This is a genomic window from Lysinibacillus sp. CD3-6, assembly GCF_006351725.2.
Lineage (GTDB): Bacteria > Bacillota > Bacilli > Bacillales_A > Planococcaceae > Lysinibacillus.
Map to the genome: position 1 here is coordinate 1,307,434 of NZ_CP085880.1, position 17,095 is coordinate 1,324,528.

Annotated in this window: 16 protein-coding genes; 11 read left to right on the top strand and 5 right to left on the bottom strand. The window is 34.6% G+C overall.

What is annotated here, in order from left to right:
• The first annotated feature begins 517 nt into the window (after nt 1-517).
• The 3 genes from FH508_RS06070 to FH508_RS06080 all read left to right on the top strand — a co-directional run bounded on the left by FH508_RS06070 (nt 518) and on the right by FH508_RS06080 (nt 2,498).
• Nucleotides 518-1,039: a GNAT family N-acetyltransferase gene (locus tag FH508_RS06070; RefSeq protein WP_173478142.1), complete on the top strand. Its 522-nt coding sequence runs from the start codon at nt 518-520 to the stop codon at nt 1,037-1,039.
• Between the two features lie 261 nt (nt 1,040-1,300).
• Entirely contained in the window at nt 1,301-1,633 is a 333-nt protein-coding gene (locus tag FH508_RS06075) for a hypothetical protein (protein ID WP_173478143.1), read from the top strand.
• 310 nt (nt 1,634-1,943) lie between these two features.
• Nucleotides 1,944-2,498: a CPCC family cysteine-rich protein gene (locus tag FH508_RS06080; protein WP_228134413.1), complete on the top strand. Its 555-nt coding sequence runs from the start codon at nt 1,944-1,946 to the stop codon at nt 2,496-2,498.
• A gap of 442 nt (nt 2,499-2,940) precedes the next feature.
• Here the strand turns inward: FH508_RS06080 and FH508_RS06085 are convergent, their stop codons facing one another.
• On the bottom strand, nt 2,941-3,480 hold the full coding sequence (locus FH508_RS06085; protein ID WP_173478144.1) for a flavodoxin family protein: 540 nt from the start codon (nt 3,478-3,480) through the stop codon (nt 2,941-2,943).
• A 139-nt stretch (nt 3,481-3,619) separates the two neighbouring features.
• On the opposite strand from FH508_RS06085, the gene FH508_RS06090 reads away from it, so the two are divergent.
• Together FH508_RS06090 and FH508_RS06095 are read left to right on the top strand one after the other, a co-directional pair.
• Entirely contained in the window at nt 3,620-4,504 is an 885-nt protein-coding gene (locus FH508_RS06090) for a LysR family transcriptional regulator (RefSeq protein ID WP_173478145.1), read from the top strand.
• A gap of 244 nt (nt 4,505-4,748) precedes the next feature.
• Nucleotides 4,749-5,222 carry an ASCH domain-containing protein gene (locus FH508_RS06095; protein WP_173478146.1) on the top strand — a complete coding sequence of 158 codons (474 nt, stop codon included), beginning with the start codon at nt 4,749-4,751 and terminating at the stop codon, nt 5,220-5,222.
• Nucleotides 5,223-5,503: 281 nt separating this feature from the next.
• Here the strand turns inward: FH508_RS06095 and FH508_RS06100 are convergent, their stop codons facing one another.
• The gene (locus FH508_RS06100; protein ID WP_173478147.1) at nt 5,504-6,355 is read right to left on the bottom strand and encodes a helix-turn-helix transcriptional regulator; all 852 of its coding nucleotides are present in this window, start codon (nt 6,353-6,355) and stop codon (nt 5,504-5,506) included.
• A gap of 119 nt (nt 6,356-6,474) precedes the next feature.
• Between FH508_RS06100 and fabF the strand changes: the two genes are divergently transcribed.
• From fabF to FH508_RS06120, 4 genes are all read left to right on the top strand, one after another.
• Nucleotides 6,475-7,710 carry a beta-ketoacyl-ACP synthase II gene (gene fabF, locus FH508_RS06105; RefSeq protein WP_173478148.1) on the top strand — a complete coding sequence of 412 codons (1,236 nt, stop codon included), beginning with the start codon at nt 6,475-6,477 and terminating at the stop codon, nt 7,708-7,710.
• 408 nt (nt 7,711-8,118) lie between these two features.
• Complete coding sequence (locus FH508_RS06110; protein WP_173478149.1) at nt 8,119-9,267, top strand: YhgE/Pip domain-containing protein; 1,149 nt, start codon at nt 8,119-8,121, stop codon at nt 9,265-9,267.
• A 92-nt stretch (nt 9,268-9,359) separates the two neighbouring features.
• The gene (locus tag FH508_RS06115; RefSeq protein ID WP_173478150.1) at nt 9,360-9,899 is read left to right on the top strand and encodes a PadR family transcriptional regulator; all 540 of its coding nucleotides are present in this window, start codon (nt 9,360-9,362) and stop codon (nt 9,897-9,899) included.
• A gap of 843 nt (nt 9,900-10,742) precedes the next feature.
• Entirely contained in the window at nt 10,743-12,305 is a 1,563-nt protein-coding gene (locus FH508_RS06120; protein ID WP_173478151.1) for a sensor domain-containing diguanylate cyclase, read from the top strand.
• Nucleotides 12,306-12,357: 52 nt separating this feature from the next.
• Here FH508_RS06120 and FH508_RS06125 read toward each other — a convergent pair whose 3' ends face one another.
• Nucleotides 12,358-12,690 (bottom strand): CotD family spore coat protein, encoded by a 333-nt coding sequence (locus tag FH508_RS06125; protein ID WP_173478152.1) that lies wholly within the window; start codon nt 12,688-12,690, stop codon nt 12,358-12,360.
• Between the two features lie 285 nt (nt 12,691-12,975).
• Entirely contained in the window at nt 12,976-13,515 is a 540-nt protein-coding gene (locus FH508_RS06130; RefSeq protein WP_173478153.1) for a DJ-1/PfpI family protein, read from the bottom strand.
• A gap of 95 nt (nt 13,516-13,610) precedes the next feature.
• On the opposite strand from FH508_RS06130, the gene FH508_RS06135 reads away from it, so the two are divergent.
• Nucleotides 13,611-14,051 carry a DUF4362 domain-containing protein gene (locus FH508_RS06135; protein ID WP_173478154.1) on the top strand — a complete coding sequence of 147 codons (441 nt, stop codon included), beginning with the start codon at nt 13,611-13,613 and terminating at the stop codon, nt 14,049-14,051.
• A 93-nt stretch (nt 14,052-14,144) separates the two neighbouring features.
• Complete coding sequence (locus FH508_RS06140; RefSeq protein WP_173478155.1) at nt 14,145-14,453, top strand: hypothetical protein; 309 nt, start codon at nt 14,145-14,147, stop codon at nt 14,451-14,453.
• A gap of 74 nt (nt 14,454-14,527) precedes the next feature.
• On the opposite strand, the gene FH508_RS06145 is transcribed toward FH508_RS06140, so the two are convergent.
• Nucleotides 14,528-16,633: a sialidase family protein gene (locus FH508_RS06145; protein ID WP_173478156.1), complete on the bottom strand. Its 2,106-nt coding sequence runs from the start codon at nt 16,631-16,633 to the stop codon at nt 14,528-14,530.
• Nucleotides 16,634-17,095 lie beyond the last annotated feature (462 nt).

Sequence of the window (17,095 nt, forward strand, 5' to 3'; positions counted from 1 at the left end):
TTTAATCCATCTTTTTTATAAAAATGACATTCAAACAAAACGAACCCACTTATTTTGATCCAATTGTGTTCTAAACGCATGGGTTTCATATATATAACCAACCTTTTTAGAGCATTTTTAATCAAAAAATAAAGATTAATAATACGTAAAAAGACTGATAAAAAAACCTCTTGTCAATAAAATATTGGCAAGAGATTTTTTCGCATTTATGAATAGATTCTTTAAAGTTTTATAGCTTATTGAGTTTCATTTATATTCTAGTCGATAATTAAAATTTCAATTTGTTATTCAACAATCGGGTGCGATTCTGTAATAAGAATCAGCGCTCGTTTTCATTAAAGGGTCATTTAATTGAACGTGGAGATTGTAGAGAAAAGTACTTAAACTAACGAAGCAGTTTAGAAGAAGAAGGATATGAATTTACTATGATATGTAATCCAAGTAAAATCTAAGAAGGGGGGGTTACATACTAACGAAAAAATGTTTTGTAGAATGAATATAAGGGAGGAGAATTAACTTGGAATTCACAACAGAAAGATTAACAATTAGACCTTTTCAGAGTACTGATTTACAGGATGTATTTGCTATTTATAATGATGAGGATACATGTAAATTCCTATTACATAATAAATGGACTCAAGAAGATATGCAGGAAAGATTTAATAAGAAGCTAGCAAACAGTGTACTTTCTAAAGAATCAAAGCTAAGTTTGGCAGTTATATACGAGACTAAAGTAGTTGGTGATCTATCCGTATGGTATACAGATATGAAAGACACTGTTGAGATTGGTTATGGTTTTTCTAATGAAGTAGCTGGAAAAGGTTTGGCAACAGAAGCGGTTAGTACTTTGGTTAATAAATTATTTAGTGAATTTAATGTACATCGTATACAAGCCAATCTTGATGCACGGAATACAGCTTCACAAAAATTGTGTGAACGAATAGGTATGAGAAAGGAAGCCCATTTCATCCAAAATTATTGGAATAAAAATGAATGGACAGATAGCTTTGTATATGGAATGTTATCCTCCGATTTGTAGTAATAGAATTACATCATCTCACCTTTATATAATGAAGCTTTTAAAAAAAGCTTCATAAGCTTTACAGTTATTCCATTAAAGGGCGCTTTCCTTGAATAAGGAAAGTGCATTTTTCATTAAAGGGCCATTTAATTGAATAAAATATAAGAATTAAATTTGAAGTGGTGATTGTGAAGAGAAGTACTTAAACTAACGGCACAGTTTAGTTCAATAACTATTGAGAAAAAAGCTATAATATATTTAATTTAAGGTGGTGTTCTTTTGAAAGAAACAAACAATAAACACATATGGATAGAAGCAGAAGAATGGACTGAAGGTGAATGGAATGCTGAAGATGCTAACCTTGATGTCATCGTAACTTTCTCTGACCGTTCTAAATGGATTGCGAGTTTTTTTACCTACACAAACATACAGACATTGAGAGAGAAGAATGTAAATACAGGCGAATGTATGAAAGGTGCATATCTTTGGTCAAGCGATATGTTTCTTATAGATATTGCAAGTAGAGAACGAATTTATGAAGTTATTGACTTCCTTATTGAAAATGATGAGTTTGAGTCAGTTTTTACTCGATACTCAGATGTAGATGTTTAAGATGACTATTTGTATCCAGAGGATTTCTTAAAATGAGTAATGAATAGACATTACTATTCAACTAACGGAAGCTATAGTTCAACAAGGAATTGGAATTTAGATCTTCAACATTCGGGTACGATTCGGTAGTGACCCCTTAAAGTTAGAGTTTTTATTAAAGGGCCATATTGTTTAATAACATTCTTTTATTTAAGGTTATACTTTAACTAAGAAAGCCTGAATGAATGTATAAGAAAAAAGGGTTTTTGTAATAAGGAATTTGCCTTTTAATACGATTGGACTATAAGGGAATATGGATTGGAGTGATATAGTGTTAAGGAAGGAAGCTATAAAAATTATCTTAGAAAATGATATTACTAAACTAACTAGGGATGAACGTGAGGCATTGATATTGAACTCTTGGGGAATGGATGAACTTGATCCTGAATTTCATTTTTTCTCAAAGTCGTTGCAGCATGAACTATTAACTTCAGATGGACCAACAAATGACGTAATGGACTTCCGTTATAATAAATTATTGCTTATAGGTGCAGAAGGTAGTTTCTACGGAATTCCAAACGAATATTTATCTAAACTCGTTTCGAAAATAGTAGGGAGCAATATTGTAGTTGAAGGCTATGTAGAAAAATTAGTACCTTGTCCCTGCTGTAATTATGAAACCTTGGTACAGCGAGGGGAATATGATATTTGCCCAGTTTGCTTCTGGGAGGATGATGGTAGCGATAATCCAAGCCAATATAGTGGCCCTAATCATATGACCTTGTCAGAAGGTAGAGGAAACTTTGAAAAGTACGGAGCTTGTTCAGAAAAAGAAGTTACATTTGTAGCTTCCAACAGATTTGAAATCTATAACAAGGCTGAATAAAAGGATGCTTTGAAAAAAGAGATTTTTCAAAAGTAGTATATGATGGGCCATGCAGCAAATGAGATACCAGTACAATGATTCGTTCTGAATTTATTGGAAAGCCCCAAGAATTGTGTGAATATTTTGATGAAAAGTGGCATCAAGTGAAGCATATGATACGGGTTTCGCGAATAAGTACTTTTGAGCTGCTGCTATTTTCAATATACTGGGAAGTAACTGCCAAATTGACGCGTTGGAGGAGAAAATATGACCGAAGAAGTGAATACAAAGTAAGTAAAAATCTAAGCCCCACATTGTTGAAGGCTTGGAGTGAACCAAGCCCTAATTTCATAAAAACATATGATAGCCCCCAAAAAGCATTTATAACTATCAATAACATATTTGCCAATGTCTGTAGGTTCATAAACTCCCATCCTTCTTGTATAGCTTGCGGATTGGAATATTATTGTATTTCCTTTCTTAGCTGTTCCGTTGCAGACAGTGCTTTTAAGTCCTGTGAAATTTCACCTGGTCTGTTTCCTTCCCCAATAATATATCCTTCGAAAGTTGTCCCTACAAAGTCAAAGATATGTTGAAACTGTTGAATCATTGGTAAGCCTTTGATATATGGTTGATCTCCACCCACTGCAATGACATATGCTTTTTTTGAAGCCATTATAGACTTGAAATCAGGATAATTTGGATCTTTTAAAGTCTGTGACCAACGATCAATAAAGTTCTTCATTGTGCCTGTCATGCTATACCAATAAATTGGGGTAGAAAAAATAAGAATATCATGTGGAAGGATACGATTAATAATGGAATTATAATCATCATTGACTTCAGAAAAACCTTCTTCCGCATGTCGCTTATCAATTATAGGTTTAATTAAATAATCCTTTAAATATACTTCTTCTACATCTAAACCTTGGATGGCTAACTTTGTTAACGTTTCTGTGTTTCCGTTTTGGCGGTTTCCACCGTAAATAACTGCTATTGTCATGTGAATTAACTCCTTTTCCTCGAAATCTTCTATTATTGTTCTTCTGATATTAATATCTTATAATAAGTTGATAAATCGATACAGACGATTATTTCGATTAAATAAATCGGAAAAACCGATTTAAAAGAGGTTGATATAAATGGAAATTAAACAGTTGATTACATTTAAACATGCTGCTGAAAATCTGAATTTTACCCAAACAGCAAAAATATTGAATTTTGCTCAATCAAGTGTTACTGCACAAATCAAATCCCTTGAAGATGAGATTGGGAAACCTTTATTTGAGCGTTTAGGTAAACGACTGATTTTAACAGAAGCTGGACATCAATTTAAAAGCTATGCAGAAAAAATGATTAATTTAAGCCAAGAAGCAATTACAGCTGCAAAAGGAGAGGAAGAATTATCTGGTACGTTAACAATAGGTGCGCAGGAGAGTCAGTGTACTTATCGATTACCACTAATCCTTAAAGAGTTCAAGACTGCCTTCCCAAAAGTAAAGCTAGTATTTAAACCTGCACATTCTGATGAAATGGCGAGAAAGCAGCTAATGGAAGGTTTATTAGATATTGCCTTTATTATGGATGAAAGCAAACCTGACGGATCGTTAAAGGTAGAGCGACTTATCAAAGAAGAGTTAAAATTAGTTGCCTCACCAAACCAATCTAAATCAGACTTTTCAATAGATGATCTGAAACATGAAACTCTTTTGCTTACAGAAGCTGGATGTTCTTATCGAAATATGTTTGAAGAATCTCTAAATTTACTTGGAATTTATTCATTAGATAAAATTGAATTTGCTAGTATAGAGGCCATTAAACAGTGTGTAGTTGCAGGATTAGGAGTGGCACTACTGCCTGAAATGGTAGTTAAAAAAGATATTGAAGAGGGGCGAATGAAGGAATTGCCGTGGAAATCTTCCGTACCTCCACTTTATACTCAAATTGCTTGGCATAAAGATAAATGGATAACACCACCTTTAGCTGAATTTATAAGCTTAACTCGTAAGATGTTTCAGTCAGTATAAAGTAAGTCTTCAACAATCGGTCGCGATTCTGTAACAAGAATCAGCGCATGTTTTTTCATTAAAGAGGTCTAGCTACGGATTCACCAACGATAAGCAAAGAAATTTCCCCAAACGATGCTTTGGGGGCATTTATCTGTTTCAACTAACGGAGAAAGAAATGTTTTATAAGCATGAATTAAAAGTGAAATATGTGAAAATTAAGATATGTTATAATTATATTCAAAACATATTAGGGGGTAAGTGAATGTCAGTTAATAAGATAGAGGAATATTGGCATATGTACACTAGAGAAAATGAGTGCAACATGAGTATTCCAGATGCATGGATGTTTGGAGATGGTTCCAAAGAAATGGGAGATGATTTAGGAAGTTTAGTTGTTAAAGGGATCAAAACTGGAACATGTGCTGCACATTGTGTCTATGAGCTTGAAGGAGAAGAAATTCAAAAAGTTGGTCAGTACGATATTGTATTGGATGGAGACAAAAATCCATTAGCCATTATAAAATATACAAAGATTGATGTTATTAAAATGAATGAAGTAACAAGTGATTTCGCAAGGTCTGAGGGCGAAGGGGATTTAAGCTATGATTTTTGGTATAGAGAACATGTTAAATTTTTCACTTGGGAATTAAACCAGTATGGACTTACGTTTACTCCAGACTTATTGCTAGTTTGTCAAACGTTTGAGGTAATGGATATTTATAAAGATAGATTATAATATTTATAACATATACATAACTAAACCTAAACGTTCCCATCAAAGTTTGGAAAGAAATTTTAAGCCCAAAAATGCTATGAAAACAATATTTCTGGGCTTTTCCTTTGAGTATTGATTGAAACAATTTATTAACGATTAATCCTGCTTTTTTTATCGCCCATTTACTTTACCTACACCTAATATTGTAATTATTTGGAAAAATAATTGTTTCTCTAAATTAGTAAAATACTGGCGATATACGTAGTAAGTGGCAAGGTAGATTTGTATTAGCTCTTTACGTTTTATTTTTCAGCGGATATCTTCTTCATTAACCGCCTTAACTTATCCTCTGTTTCTGTTTCTTCTACAGGTGTATAAATACTGCACCGTAAATCCATATCTCCTTGAACTTGAAGTGAAGTTAGATTAAACAACATTTTGCCTGCTTTGGCATGTCTGAACTCGATTATCATTTCTGGCGCCTTACTCACCTGACTTTCTTGCCATAAATCTCGGAATTCTTGATGGGATTGACTCATTTCCTCAATAAATTGGTTGTACCATTCATCCCCTAAATAGTGACCATAGTAGGTACGGAAAATAGCAAGGAAACCTTTCGCGAAATGCTCCCAATTGACGGCTAACGCTTTAAATTCTTTTCTAGTGAACACTAAACGAATCAAATTTCTTTCATTATACGGCACCTGTTCAAAATCTAAAAAAACATGTGCAGCAGCAGCATTCCAACCGACAATATGACAATGGCGATCCGTAATAATGGTTGGACAATATGTTAATTCAGCTAATATTCGTTTTAAAGAAGGGCTAAGCTCTGATGATTCTTTTTTTATCGTTGTCATTTCAGATTTTACATCTAATGCAAGATTGTATAAGTAGTCTGTTTCATCATTACTTAATTGCAAAGCAGTAGCAATACAATCAAGCACACTGGCAGATACTTTAATATCTCTTCCTTGCTCTAGCCATGTATACCAAGTGGTACTTACACCTGCTAATTGGGCAACTTCTTCTCTACGTAATCCTGGTGTCCTTCTACGAGTTCCAGCTGGCAAGCCAATAGACTCGGGCTTTAATTGGGCACGTTTCGATTTTAAAAATGAAGACAACGCTTCAAGCCTATTTTTATCATTCAAATTAAAAACCCCTTCATTTCATTTTACCTAGTAGTTATTATACCAGGATAAACAGTGTCTTGTAATAGGATATAAACGATGTAAAATACAACTATCATATTGATTTGGGGGAATGAAAAATGGAGAGAGTAGTGATTACTGGAATGGGAGTAGTGTCGCCTCTAGGAAACGACGTTCAAACATTTTGGAATAATTTAATGAATGGACAATCTGGCATTTCAACGATTGATACATTTGATACTACAAACCAAAAGACAAAAATTGCGGGACTCATCAAAGACTTCAATGCAGAGGAAGCGTTAGGTAAGAAAGAAGCAAGAAGTTTAGATCGTTTTGCTCAATTTGCCTTAGTTGCGGCAGAACAGGCTTGGCAAGATGCCAATTTAGACCTCAATCAAATAGATGCTGAAAGATTAGGCGTATACGTCGGCTCAGGTATTGGTGGAATTGAAACTTTCATTGAAAATATTGATGCGCTTAGACAGAAAGGACCCAGAAGAGTTAGCCCAACGTTAGTACCTGCCATGATGGCTAATGCTGCAGCAGCACAAATTAGTATTAAGTGGAAAGCAATGGGCCCATCCATGTCACCTGTTTCAGCTTGTGCTATTGGAAATACAGCTATCGGAGAAGCCTTTAGATTAATTCGTTACGGTGAAGTTGATGTTATGTTTGCAGGGGGAACAGAGGCTGCGATAACAGACTTATCGATAGCTAGCTTTGGGAATGCTACAGCGTTATCTACGAGAAATGATGAACCCGCTTTGGCTAGTCGGCCATTTGATGATAGCCGAGATGGGTTTGTTATGTCAGAAGGGGCAGGCATTTTAATTTTAGAGTCTTTATCCCATGCGTTACAACGAGGGGCAAAAATTTATGCAGAGGTCATTGGCTATGGTGCTAGTTCAGACGCACATCATATCGTCGCAACACATCCAGAAGGTAAAGGTGCCTATCACGCAATGAAGTCAGCATTAAAAAATGCCAATATATCACCTGATGAAATTGATGTTATTAGTGCACATGCGACAAGTACAAAAGTAGGGGACATCTCTGAAACGATGGCTATTAAGCAGTTATTTGGCAAACATGCTTATCAAATCCCAATAACAGCAAATAAATCAATGCTTGGTCATATGCTGGGGGCAGCTGGTGGAGCGGAGGCAATTGCATTAGCAATGAGCTTAAAGGAGGGAATCGTTCCTCCTACTATCAACTTAGAGCATCCCGATCCATTATGCGATCTGGATTATGTACCAGCTGTTGCTCGTCATGTGAATATTACTACAGGATTATCGAACTCATTTGGCTTTGGCGGTCATAACGCAGCGATCGTTTTAAAACAATATGAGTGAATGTATATAACGCATTAGTAAAATTATTTTTTAAAAATGAGATAGGAATCGAATAAATCTAATAAACAAAAAGCGTTGGAGCTATATGGCCAACGCTTTTTATTGTGCAAATTTACAGGACATTCTTTCAGATTGAAAAACAAAATGTAACTGGCCCAATTCATGTTGATTTGTTACAAATAATACCTAATTTTCTAGGTCTGAACTTGTAAACGTTATCAAAGAGATTCTATTTCACACTTTGGACAAATTATAAAAATTAATATTAGTAGGCTATATGTATTGATTGCAAAGTAAATCGTATTTTTGTAGAATTACACTCACGGTTTAATTAAACTACTTAAATTAAACTATTTTGTTTAGATTATAAATTTGGAAAAAGGTTTGTAGAAGGGGAGTACTAATTTAATGAAGTTTAAAGAGTTTATGAAAACGAAGGGTGCAAAAGGCTCTATTTTTATGGGGATCTTATATGCCGTCTGTATGTTGGGTATCTTTTTACCAGGGTATACAGCAATACCGGGCAATATTGATCAATTACCGATTGCCATTATTAATGATGATAAAGGGGAATATGGCGCTCAAATAGCGGATAGTTTAACAGATCAGCTACCATTCGAGGATATTCAAACAGACATCTCAAATAAAGAAGCAATAAAAGATTTAGAAAAAAACGACTTAGCATTAGTTGTTCACATTCCAGAGACGTTTTCAGCGGATTTACAAAAAGGAGATGTATCATCAAGCATTGATTTCTCAATCAATGAAGCTAGTGCAACGGCAGTGTCATCTTCTATGCAACAAATCGTCATGCAAATTAATGCACAACTAAGCTCTCAATTTTCACAACAAACAGCTCAAGGAATTTTAATGAACTTACATGTTCCGAAAGAGCAAGCAGCTGAATTAGCGGCACAAATTGAAAATAGTTATGCAGGAAATATTGTTATAAAGAATGATGTGCCTGATGGTATGCACAACAATATGCTGCCAATGTTCTTAACAATGGCAATTTATGTTGGGGCTATGATTGGTGCGATGCAATTAGTAGGTGCATTTAAAGCGAGTCGTGGGAAAGCAACGAAAACACGTTTATTTATCTACATGCAATTCACAGCGATTATTATCGGTATGTTAGCTGGTTTAGTATCGACAGTCATGTCATTTGCCATCAATGATTTATCTGGAGTAGATTCATTCTTCCAAATTTGGGGTCAACAAATTCTAAACTATTGGGCATGCTTTAACTTCACTGCAGTTTTCGTTTTATTAATTGGTGAAGCAGGTATGATTTTAAATATTCCAATTCTATTAATCCAAACAATCGCGAATGGTGCAACAATCAATCGTGATATGATGTATTTACCGTATAAATGGATGAGTCATATTTCACCAATGTATTATTCTGTTCAAGCATACTTTAACAGTATTTTTGGTAGTGTGAGTGCGGCTCCGTTCGTTTTAGGATTAACAACAGTGGGCTTTGTAGCAATGGTCATTAATGTTCTTATTGTTTGGGTACTTCATAAACCACTACCAGTTGCAGTAGAGAAGTAGTTTGAAGAATTTATCAAAGGCTTAAAATTCTGATGAAGTAAATCGTTAGTTTTGATAAAATAGAACTAATATTTGCCTAAGGAGCTGAAACAATGGCAATTCAAATTTTCATTCTTAGCAAGCTTATGGACGGAGATAATTATCCTTATAATTTAAAAAAACAGATCTCAGAATTACAATCCCTCGATTCGATAAATGGTTTGACGGAAAGTAAGCTATATTATCATATTGAATCATTAGCGAAGCAAGGTTTAATTGAGACGAAAGAAGTTATTAAAGAAGATAATCGACCAGATAAGCATGTATTTTCCATCACGGAAAAAGGGCGCGAAGCCTTACCAAAAAAGATTTATAAATCCCTTGAAAGTGCTAATACAATAGGTGATATGGTAATCGGTTTAGCAAATATGAAATATGTTGATCGTGATAAAATCGTTCATATTTTAGAAAAAAAGTTAAACGGAATGCATTCTAAATGGGATTTGCTTTTTAAATCAGAAAGAAAACATTTGGTTAAACCAGGCGTAGAAGTACTGGCGGATTTTGTTAGTGACTATGCGAATTTTAGAATACAAGGTTCTATCCAGTATTTAGAAAGATTAATTGAGCATGTTCGAAAAGAAGAAATATAAGAAAAAGACTATTTGCAATTTATAAATAGTCTCAGGCTATAGACAAACTCGAAGATTTTGGAGTTTGTCTATAGTCCTTTTTTATTTAAAATTAATATAAGTGAAGACTACTGCCGTTGATTTCCGCTACGGGCGGTCGCTTTCCGCGGGCACTACGTCAGCCGCAACCCTCGCTAACGCGCGGAATGCCCGCGTCTTACGTATTGTGCGTTCTGAGCAGGAGTCGTCCGCCCTTCACTCCAATCAACTAGTGTCAACACGCTCTTTCGAAGGAAAAAGTTAAAATACAGTACAATTATTGCACTTATGATTATATAGGATAGTCGTCTGCATGAATCATTAAATAAATTAGAGAACTACTGCCGTTGATTTCCGCTACGGGCGGTCGCTTTCCGCGGGCACATCGTCAGCCGCAACCCTCGCTAACGCGAGGAATGCCCGCGTCTTACGTATTGTGCGTTCTGAGCAGGAGTCGTCCCCCTCCACTCCAATGTAATGGAATAATCATCTCGTACATAAATTCCCGTTGCTATATAATAGAATAGTTGAGTTCCAAATAACGTATTAAATTGTAAAAGCGATATCAATAATCGTAAATATATACATTAAATTAGAGAAATATATTAAAAATTATAAAATATTAAGTTTATAGTTATATATTTAAACCAGAAAAATGATTAAAAGTTTAGTTTTACAAATAAAGTATAGGTCTTTAACAACACATCTTTTACAAATACTTTTAATATATACAAGAAATTTGTGTTTTAATAGATAGTGGAAAGTGAGTCTTTAAACTTAAGTTATAAGATGGGCAAAATACATAAATAGGAGTAATAAAAAACAATGAAATCAACACAATTAAGGCTAAAGCATTTAATAATGGGTTTAGCTATGGCAGCATTTTTCCTGACAAGTATCGGTAGCTTATGGAGTGGCTATGGCATGAATGTTGATTCGATAAAGGAAAATTCGCTTGAAACCAATCGTGTATATGCACAAAAATTGGCAACTACCGCAACTGCATACTTAGAAGAAGCCTTTCAAATTTTAGGTTATAGTGCGAGCAATATAGAATCAATAATGGATGATGAGGCTGCCTTAGATCGGGAAACGGACCGATTAAAAATGCAAAATAATATGTTTAACTCAGTTATTGTGTCCAACGCGGAAGGTTTAGTATTGTCAGTATCACCGCCTTCTGTTGATGTTAAAGGAAAGTATTTAACCTCTGAAGGTGGGAAAGAGGCATTATCTAAAAAAATACCCCTTGTATCCAAACCGTATGAAGGTATTACTGGAAGACTAATTATCTTTATTTCATATCCTATATTTTCAGCGGAAAATGAATACTTAGGAATGGTAGCTGGCACAATTTATTTGAAGGAAAAAAATGTATTTAATTTGCTGTTAGGAGAGCATTATTATCACGACGGTTCATATGTTTTTGTGGTGGATTCGGACGGACGTATTATCTACCATCAAGACCCATCTCGCGTTAATGATGTTGTAATAAAAAATAAAGCTGTACAAGAAGTAGTTTCTGGAAAAAATGGCGCGAAGCTAATTACGAATACAAAAGGGGTAGAGATGCTGGCAGGCTATAGTGCAGTGCCACTAGCAGGTTGGGGAGTCGTTTCTCAAAGACCGTTAGATGTAGCGTTAGAGCCTTCATTCGATCGTGTACAAAGTGTTGCAATTAAGGCTATCCCACTTATGCTTTTATCTATCATCATTTTACTATGGACAGCGGCGAGGATTGCTCGTCCATTGCAACAATTAGCAACATTAACAGAAGAAAGTTTAGATTCAAGAAATGTAGAAGGGTTAAAATCCGTACGCAGTTGGTACTTTGAAGCGTATTATTTAAAGAGTGCACTAATCCGTAGTTTGTCCTTTTTACAAGGGCAAGTTTCCTATTTTAAAGACCAATCAACAACAGATCCATTAACTGGTGTAACAAACCGACGAACAATGGATGCTATGTTATCTGAATGGCATAAAAAACATATGATGCATTCGATTATTTTACTTGATTTGGATCACTTCAAGAGCGTTAATGATACGTATGGTCATGCAGTAGGAGATAAAGTACTGCAATTTTTAGCAAAAAATATGAAAGCTGTTGCCCGTGAACACGATATTTGTTGTCGGTATGGTGGTGAAGAATTTATTATCTTATTGCCTAATACAACTGTTGAAGAAGCGGCTATTGTAGCAGAAAATTTAAGACAACAATTAGCAAACTCAGTTAGTCCATGTAGTCGTCCAGTCACCTTATCAGCTGGGGTTGCGGAGTATCCAAAAATGGCTAGTACAACAGAAGCATTAATTGAAGCTGCAGATAGAGCACTGTATCTTGCTAAGCAAGCGGGTCGAAACCAAGTGAAGATTGCGGGAAAAGAATAGAGTAATGTATGAGAAAAGCGATGAGACAAAAAGTGTCTCATCGCACAAAAAACTAATACCCCATACCCATGCCCATATGTTTATGGTGACCCATATGGTGCTGTGGCATATGGCAGTGATTGTGTGGCATACCGCATAGTGTGTGGTTTTCACAGCATTCATTTACTACGTTTTCAGTGCATGGGAAGTAGTATTGATGATCAATGATATGTTTGTTAACTGTTGTAATATGTGCTGGCTGAACGTGTGGTACAACTGTATGGATATAATTTGTGCGAACATATTGCTCTGGTGGTAAAAATTGTGGCGGGTCAAATTGTGTTGGCATTGTTTGTGGTGGGCAGCATTGTGGTCCTCTTCCATGGTGACGCTTACGATTAAACATGTTATTACCTCCTGTTTTGATAAGTTGTGGTTCATAATTAACATATGAGATGTAAGACTAAGTGGTCTATTTGTATGCCTATTAAGGGCTAGTTAAATCTCTTAACTGCCACAAAGTAATGAAATTTCGTACCATACAATGTTTAATTGTCAAAATGAAAGGCTAAATCATTTTTTGATGCATCCAGCCAAAAAGTGAAAAATTCTTTTTCATTGTAGATATGAAAATGCCTAGAGAAAAAGGATAGTTCTCGTCAATAGCTTGGCGAAAGAACTATCCTTTATTTTATGGTCGATACCAATTTTCATCAAAATTAAGCTGTAACGCTTTCCCAAAAGCGATTCCAAACTGAATAAAACCTCTTCCTCTTGCAGTAATAATCGGACCATCTTGGACAATTAAATCATCAGAGTAATAGGTAAGGTCAAAAACCCCTAATTGCTTCATACCTTCAAGTGATAAGCCAACCGTATAGTTTCTGTCCTTCAAGACACCAGCTTTAGCTAAAAGGTAAGGAGAACTTGAAATACTCGCAATGATTGCCCCGTTAGCACTCATTTTTCGAATAAAATCAATTAGCTCTTGCTTATCTACTAATGTCATAATGTCCAAACAGCCAGGTAATAACAGACTATCAAACTCTTCTAATTTGACCTCGCTCAATTGTATATCCGTTAAACAAGATAAACCTGACTCTCCTTTAATACTATTATTATTTAAACCAACTGTCACAATTGGTTTATTACCTTGCATTAATATTGATAATGCTACACTTAATTCATATTCACTAAACAAGGGGTATAACAATACGGCAGTTTTTTTCACGATTATCACATCTCCAATATACTTAAGGATACAGTATCTATTTTACAATATATTGAAAATTAGTTGTATAATATAAAAAAAGAAGAAGGGAATCGATGATGAAAAAGGGTGTATTTTTAACGTTTGTTTTTATAAGTATACTTGTTTTAACTGGCTGTTTAAAAAGTAGTGCTTATCGCACAGCAGATGCCATCGAAAAAGGGGATATTACCGTTACGCCGAGTGATGTTTACAACTTGGAGCGTTTTGAGCAATTTTTGCAGAGTATATCAAAGCAGCAAGAAGATACTATTCGGGTGACATCTTATACACTCGAAGGTGATCCTATTTTTAAAGATCTACATTATGATGGAAAGAACATTCAATATGTATATGATAATACAAATGATGCTTTTGGTGGACAAGATAAAGGAATTAAAACTGAAATTTGTACAGGGATAACGAGCAAAGGTAAAGTAAATGGGGAAATAGAATACTATATTGCAGGTTGTTCAGACAATATGGACTCTTCCTTATTCCAGGTAGATGATCGCTGAGAGGGGCGAAGAAATCACCATAAAAATGGGGGGAACGGCAATTATATATGAGAACAAAGGAGATAGGTTATTGAAAAACATTTTAACTTTGATGTGCCTATTACTATTTCTATTTTTTTTTATAAAACACCAATTTTAGATACTAAAGATGCCGTTTTAAAGGCAGAAATGTATTTAAATAATCCTCCTCAACAGACATATACTGAGCAATTGAATGTGAATGTAATGGAACTGACTGCTGAACAAATAAATACTCAATTACATCATCAAACAGGCATGTTAAATCAAATGTTTAATCGTAAAGAATGGGTGATTATGCTGCAATTTGATAATAGAAATCCAACAGTCGTGATAGATGCTCATAATGGCAAACTGATTCAAATAATAGGAGCTACCAATTAGTTAAAACATGTCAAGGGCTTTAAAAGCGCCTTGACATGCTTTTACTCTGTCTCGATGGATCAAGAATAGTTGAGCTAATTCATAATGTCATCTATAGTTAAAGTAGTGTATTTTAAAACATTTTTTAAATGTAACTCATTTCGAGACCACGCATCATATTTTTCATACAATAAGCCAATTTTATGATTTGGTAACTCGGTAAGTGCGGAATACGAATAGCCATATTGCGGATAATCGACATCATACTTGTGATTCCAGTCGATTGTGTTTGTAGCTTTATCAATAAAACCTACCCATAACTGTCCATTTCTTCGGCCAGTTGTGGAATTCGGCGTACTTAATATTACTGCTTCTTTGCCATTGATGAGCTGAGAATATTTAATAATTGACAGTTGTGTACCATAAGAGGTATTTTGCACGATGTCGAGATATTTCACTTCACTCCAACTATCTCCACTATCTAAACTCGTCATATAGCCAATTTTACCTGTTGTTGTTCTTAAATACGTTTGAATAACACCTGGTTGAATTTCCACCATTTGTGCTTCAGCCGTGGCATTAGTAAACGGTAGTGGAGCGGTTTTATGTGTCCAAGTTTGTCCGTTGTCGTCGCTAATAATATAGACCATTTGCTTACTTGCATATGAGGAAAAAATTATACGATTCGTGTCTGTTAAGACCAAACCTTGTCCAGGGCTTAAGTACGAAGCGTTAGAATTTACGCCAAGGAATGGCGGTAATAATACAGGTGCATTCCAAGTTTCCCCTGAATTATCACTTGTCGTATACCCAATATAATTTGTAGGTGTGATTTTCAAGATGGAATCTTTATAAAAGATATTCATTTTCACTTGATTGCCATTTTTGTACTCAATGAGATTACCATTTTCAAATTTAACAGAGTACTGCTCCACATTTAAATATTCATTGTTCTTTTTTAAATTGTAGTAATTATCCACACTATATTCAGTTGGTGTATTTGAAGTATCATTATAAATTATACCGTTTTCACGAATCGAATAATTATAGGCAGTTTCAGAGCCATACTTTAATTTTAGATAGAACTGTCCATTGATAGATTTGTAGCCTGAATCCGTTTTTAATGCATTTTGATTTCCTATTCCTGCTGGCATAAAATCAGACATTAAAATGACCTTATTATTCTGTTTATCTTGTACTAATGCGGAATCTATAAAAGAAGCACTACCACTTATCTGAATATTTTTTCCTACATCATCCCTAGGCCAATCAATTGTTTGTTCTGCATAGTCATCAAATTTTAAGGCTAGTTTAGGATTGGACCAAGTTACCCCATTATCATCACTATAAGAGGTAGCAATATTTATTTTGCTTTTAGAATCATGTGTCCCTCCGTATCTAGCATCCACACTTGCCAGAACTCTGCCATTACTTAGCGTATATAAAGCAGGAATTCTGAAATAATTCGCTTTTGTTGCATCCCCAGCCTTGAAAATCAAATTGTCCGTAGTCGCATTGGTTGTGTCATTTAGTAGTTGGGCATCAGGTAGTGCTTCATTATAGATTTTGAGTGACTCTATTTCTCCATTAAATTTAAAGTCTAGTGCCCCTGCTCGATTAACGCCACCTAAAACAATGGAATTTGCGCCAGTAATGTTGTTAATCGCTTTAAACAATGAAACCTTACTCTCTACAACTTTTTCACCATTTGCATATAACGCGTAACTACCTTGTTGTGCGTTAGAAACAAATGCTACCGTGTTAGACACTTCTCCATTCTCGTCCTTGCCCCATAGCGATGCAGGCCTTGCAATCAAATAATTTATATTTGCATTAGCGTCTCTAACTTCAACACCCAATTCACCGTTATTTCGTAAAAAAATATCAAAATAATTATTTTTATAACCAGTATTTTTATTTGATATGCCAAACAAAGCTTGTAATGCATTTTGATTATTAGACTTAAACTTAATAATTATTGTGGAACTATCCGATGTCAGGGCTTGTTGCAGGTCATTTGTCACATCTAAACCTTGGTTATTTAACACTATATTATTTCTTTCAAAAATGGGTGTACTAACAGATTGCACTTGATTATTAATAACATTAGTTTCTGCACTTGCATAAGTTGGACTTATTTGGCTAAAGCCTAGCCCTAAAAGCAGTGTAGAGATACCGATTACTTTAAAAGGATATTTCATATTAAGCCTCCTCAAATTTTTAGATTTTCCAAGATTTACGCTATACTCCTACAGGCTAAATTTGTAAAGCGAAAGTTAGAACATTTTAGCTGTAAGTTACTAGATTTGTTTTGTGTTTTTACAGTAAAAAGACAAAAAAGAATAGTACCACCTCCATATAAAATTAACGCATGAAACATATTGAGTAATAAGTATTTAAACCTACATATTGCAAAATAGGAATATATTTTTCTCAAATGAAATGCGTACACAAGTGAATTATACATATATTCCGAAAATTCTCAACATTAACATTTTTAATAAATACTTAAATAAAAGCACATAATTATTCATACTAAAAACGCTATGAAACCATACATTGCTTACAATTTTCCTTAAAAGCAATGGATGAAAAGATGCTGAATTTTGGTGGATTTTTTTTTCAAAATTTTAAAATATAAAGAAAATTATTTACAATTAAAT

Excerpts from the sequence above, each read along its gene's own strand:
- FH508_RS06085 (WP_173478144.1), bottom strand. The coding sequence starts at position 3,480 with ATGACAATAGCAGTTATTTACGGTGGAAACCGCCAAAACGGAAACACA.
- FH508_RS06090 (WP_173478145.1), top strand. The coding sequence starts at position 3,620 with ATGGAAATTAAACAGTTGATTACATTTAAACATGCTGCTGAAAATCTG.
- FH508_RS06095 (WP_173478146.1), top strand. The coding sequence starts at position 4,749 with ATGTCAGTTAATAAGATAGAGGAATATTGGCATATGTACACTAGAGAA.
- fabF (WP_173478148.1), top strand. The coding sequence starts at position 6,475 with ATGGAGAGAGTAGTGATTACTGGAATGGGAGTAGTGTCGCCTCTAGGA.
- FH508_RS06110 (WP_173478149.1), top strand. The coding sequence starts at position 8,119 with ATGAAGTTTAAAGAGTTTATGAAAACGAAGGGTGCAAAAGGCTCTATT.
- FH508_RS06115 (WP_173478150.1), top strand. The coding sequence starts at position 9,360 with ATGGCAATTCAAATTTTCATTCTTAGCAAGCTTATGGACGGAGATAAT.
- FH508_RS06120 (WP_173478151.1), top strand. The coding sequence starts at position 10,743 with ATGAAATCAACACAATTAAGGCTAAAGCATTTAATAATGGGTTTAGCT.
- FH508_RS06125 (WP_173478152.1), bottom strand. The coding sequence starts at position 12,690 with ATGTTTAATCGTAAGCGTCACCATGGAAGAGGACCACAATGCTGCCCA.
- FH508_RS06135 (WP_173478154.1), top strand. The coding sequence starts at position 13,611 with ATGATGAAAAAGGGTGTATTTTTAACGTTTGTTTTTATAAGTATACTT.
- FH508_RS06145 (WP_173478156.1), bottom strand. The coding sequence starts at position 16,633 with ATGAAATATCCTTTTAAAGTAATCGGTATCTCTACACTGCTTTTAGGG.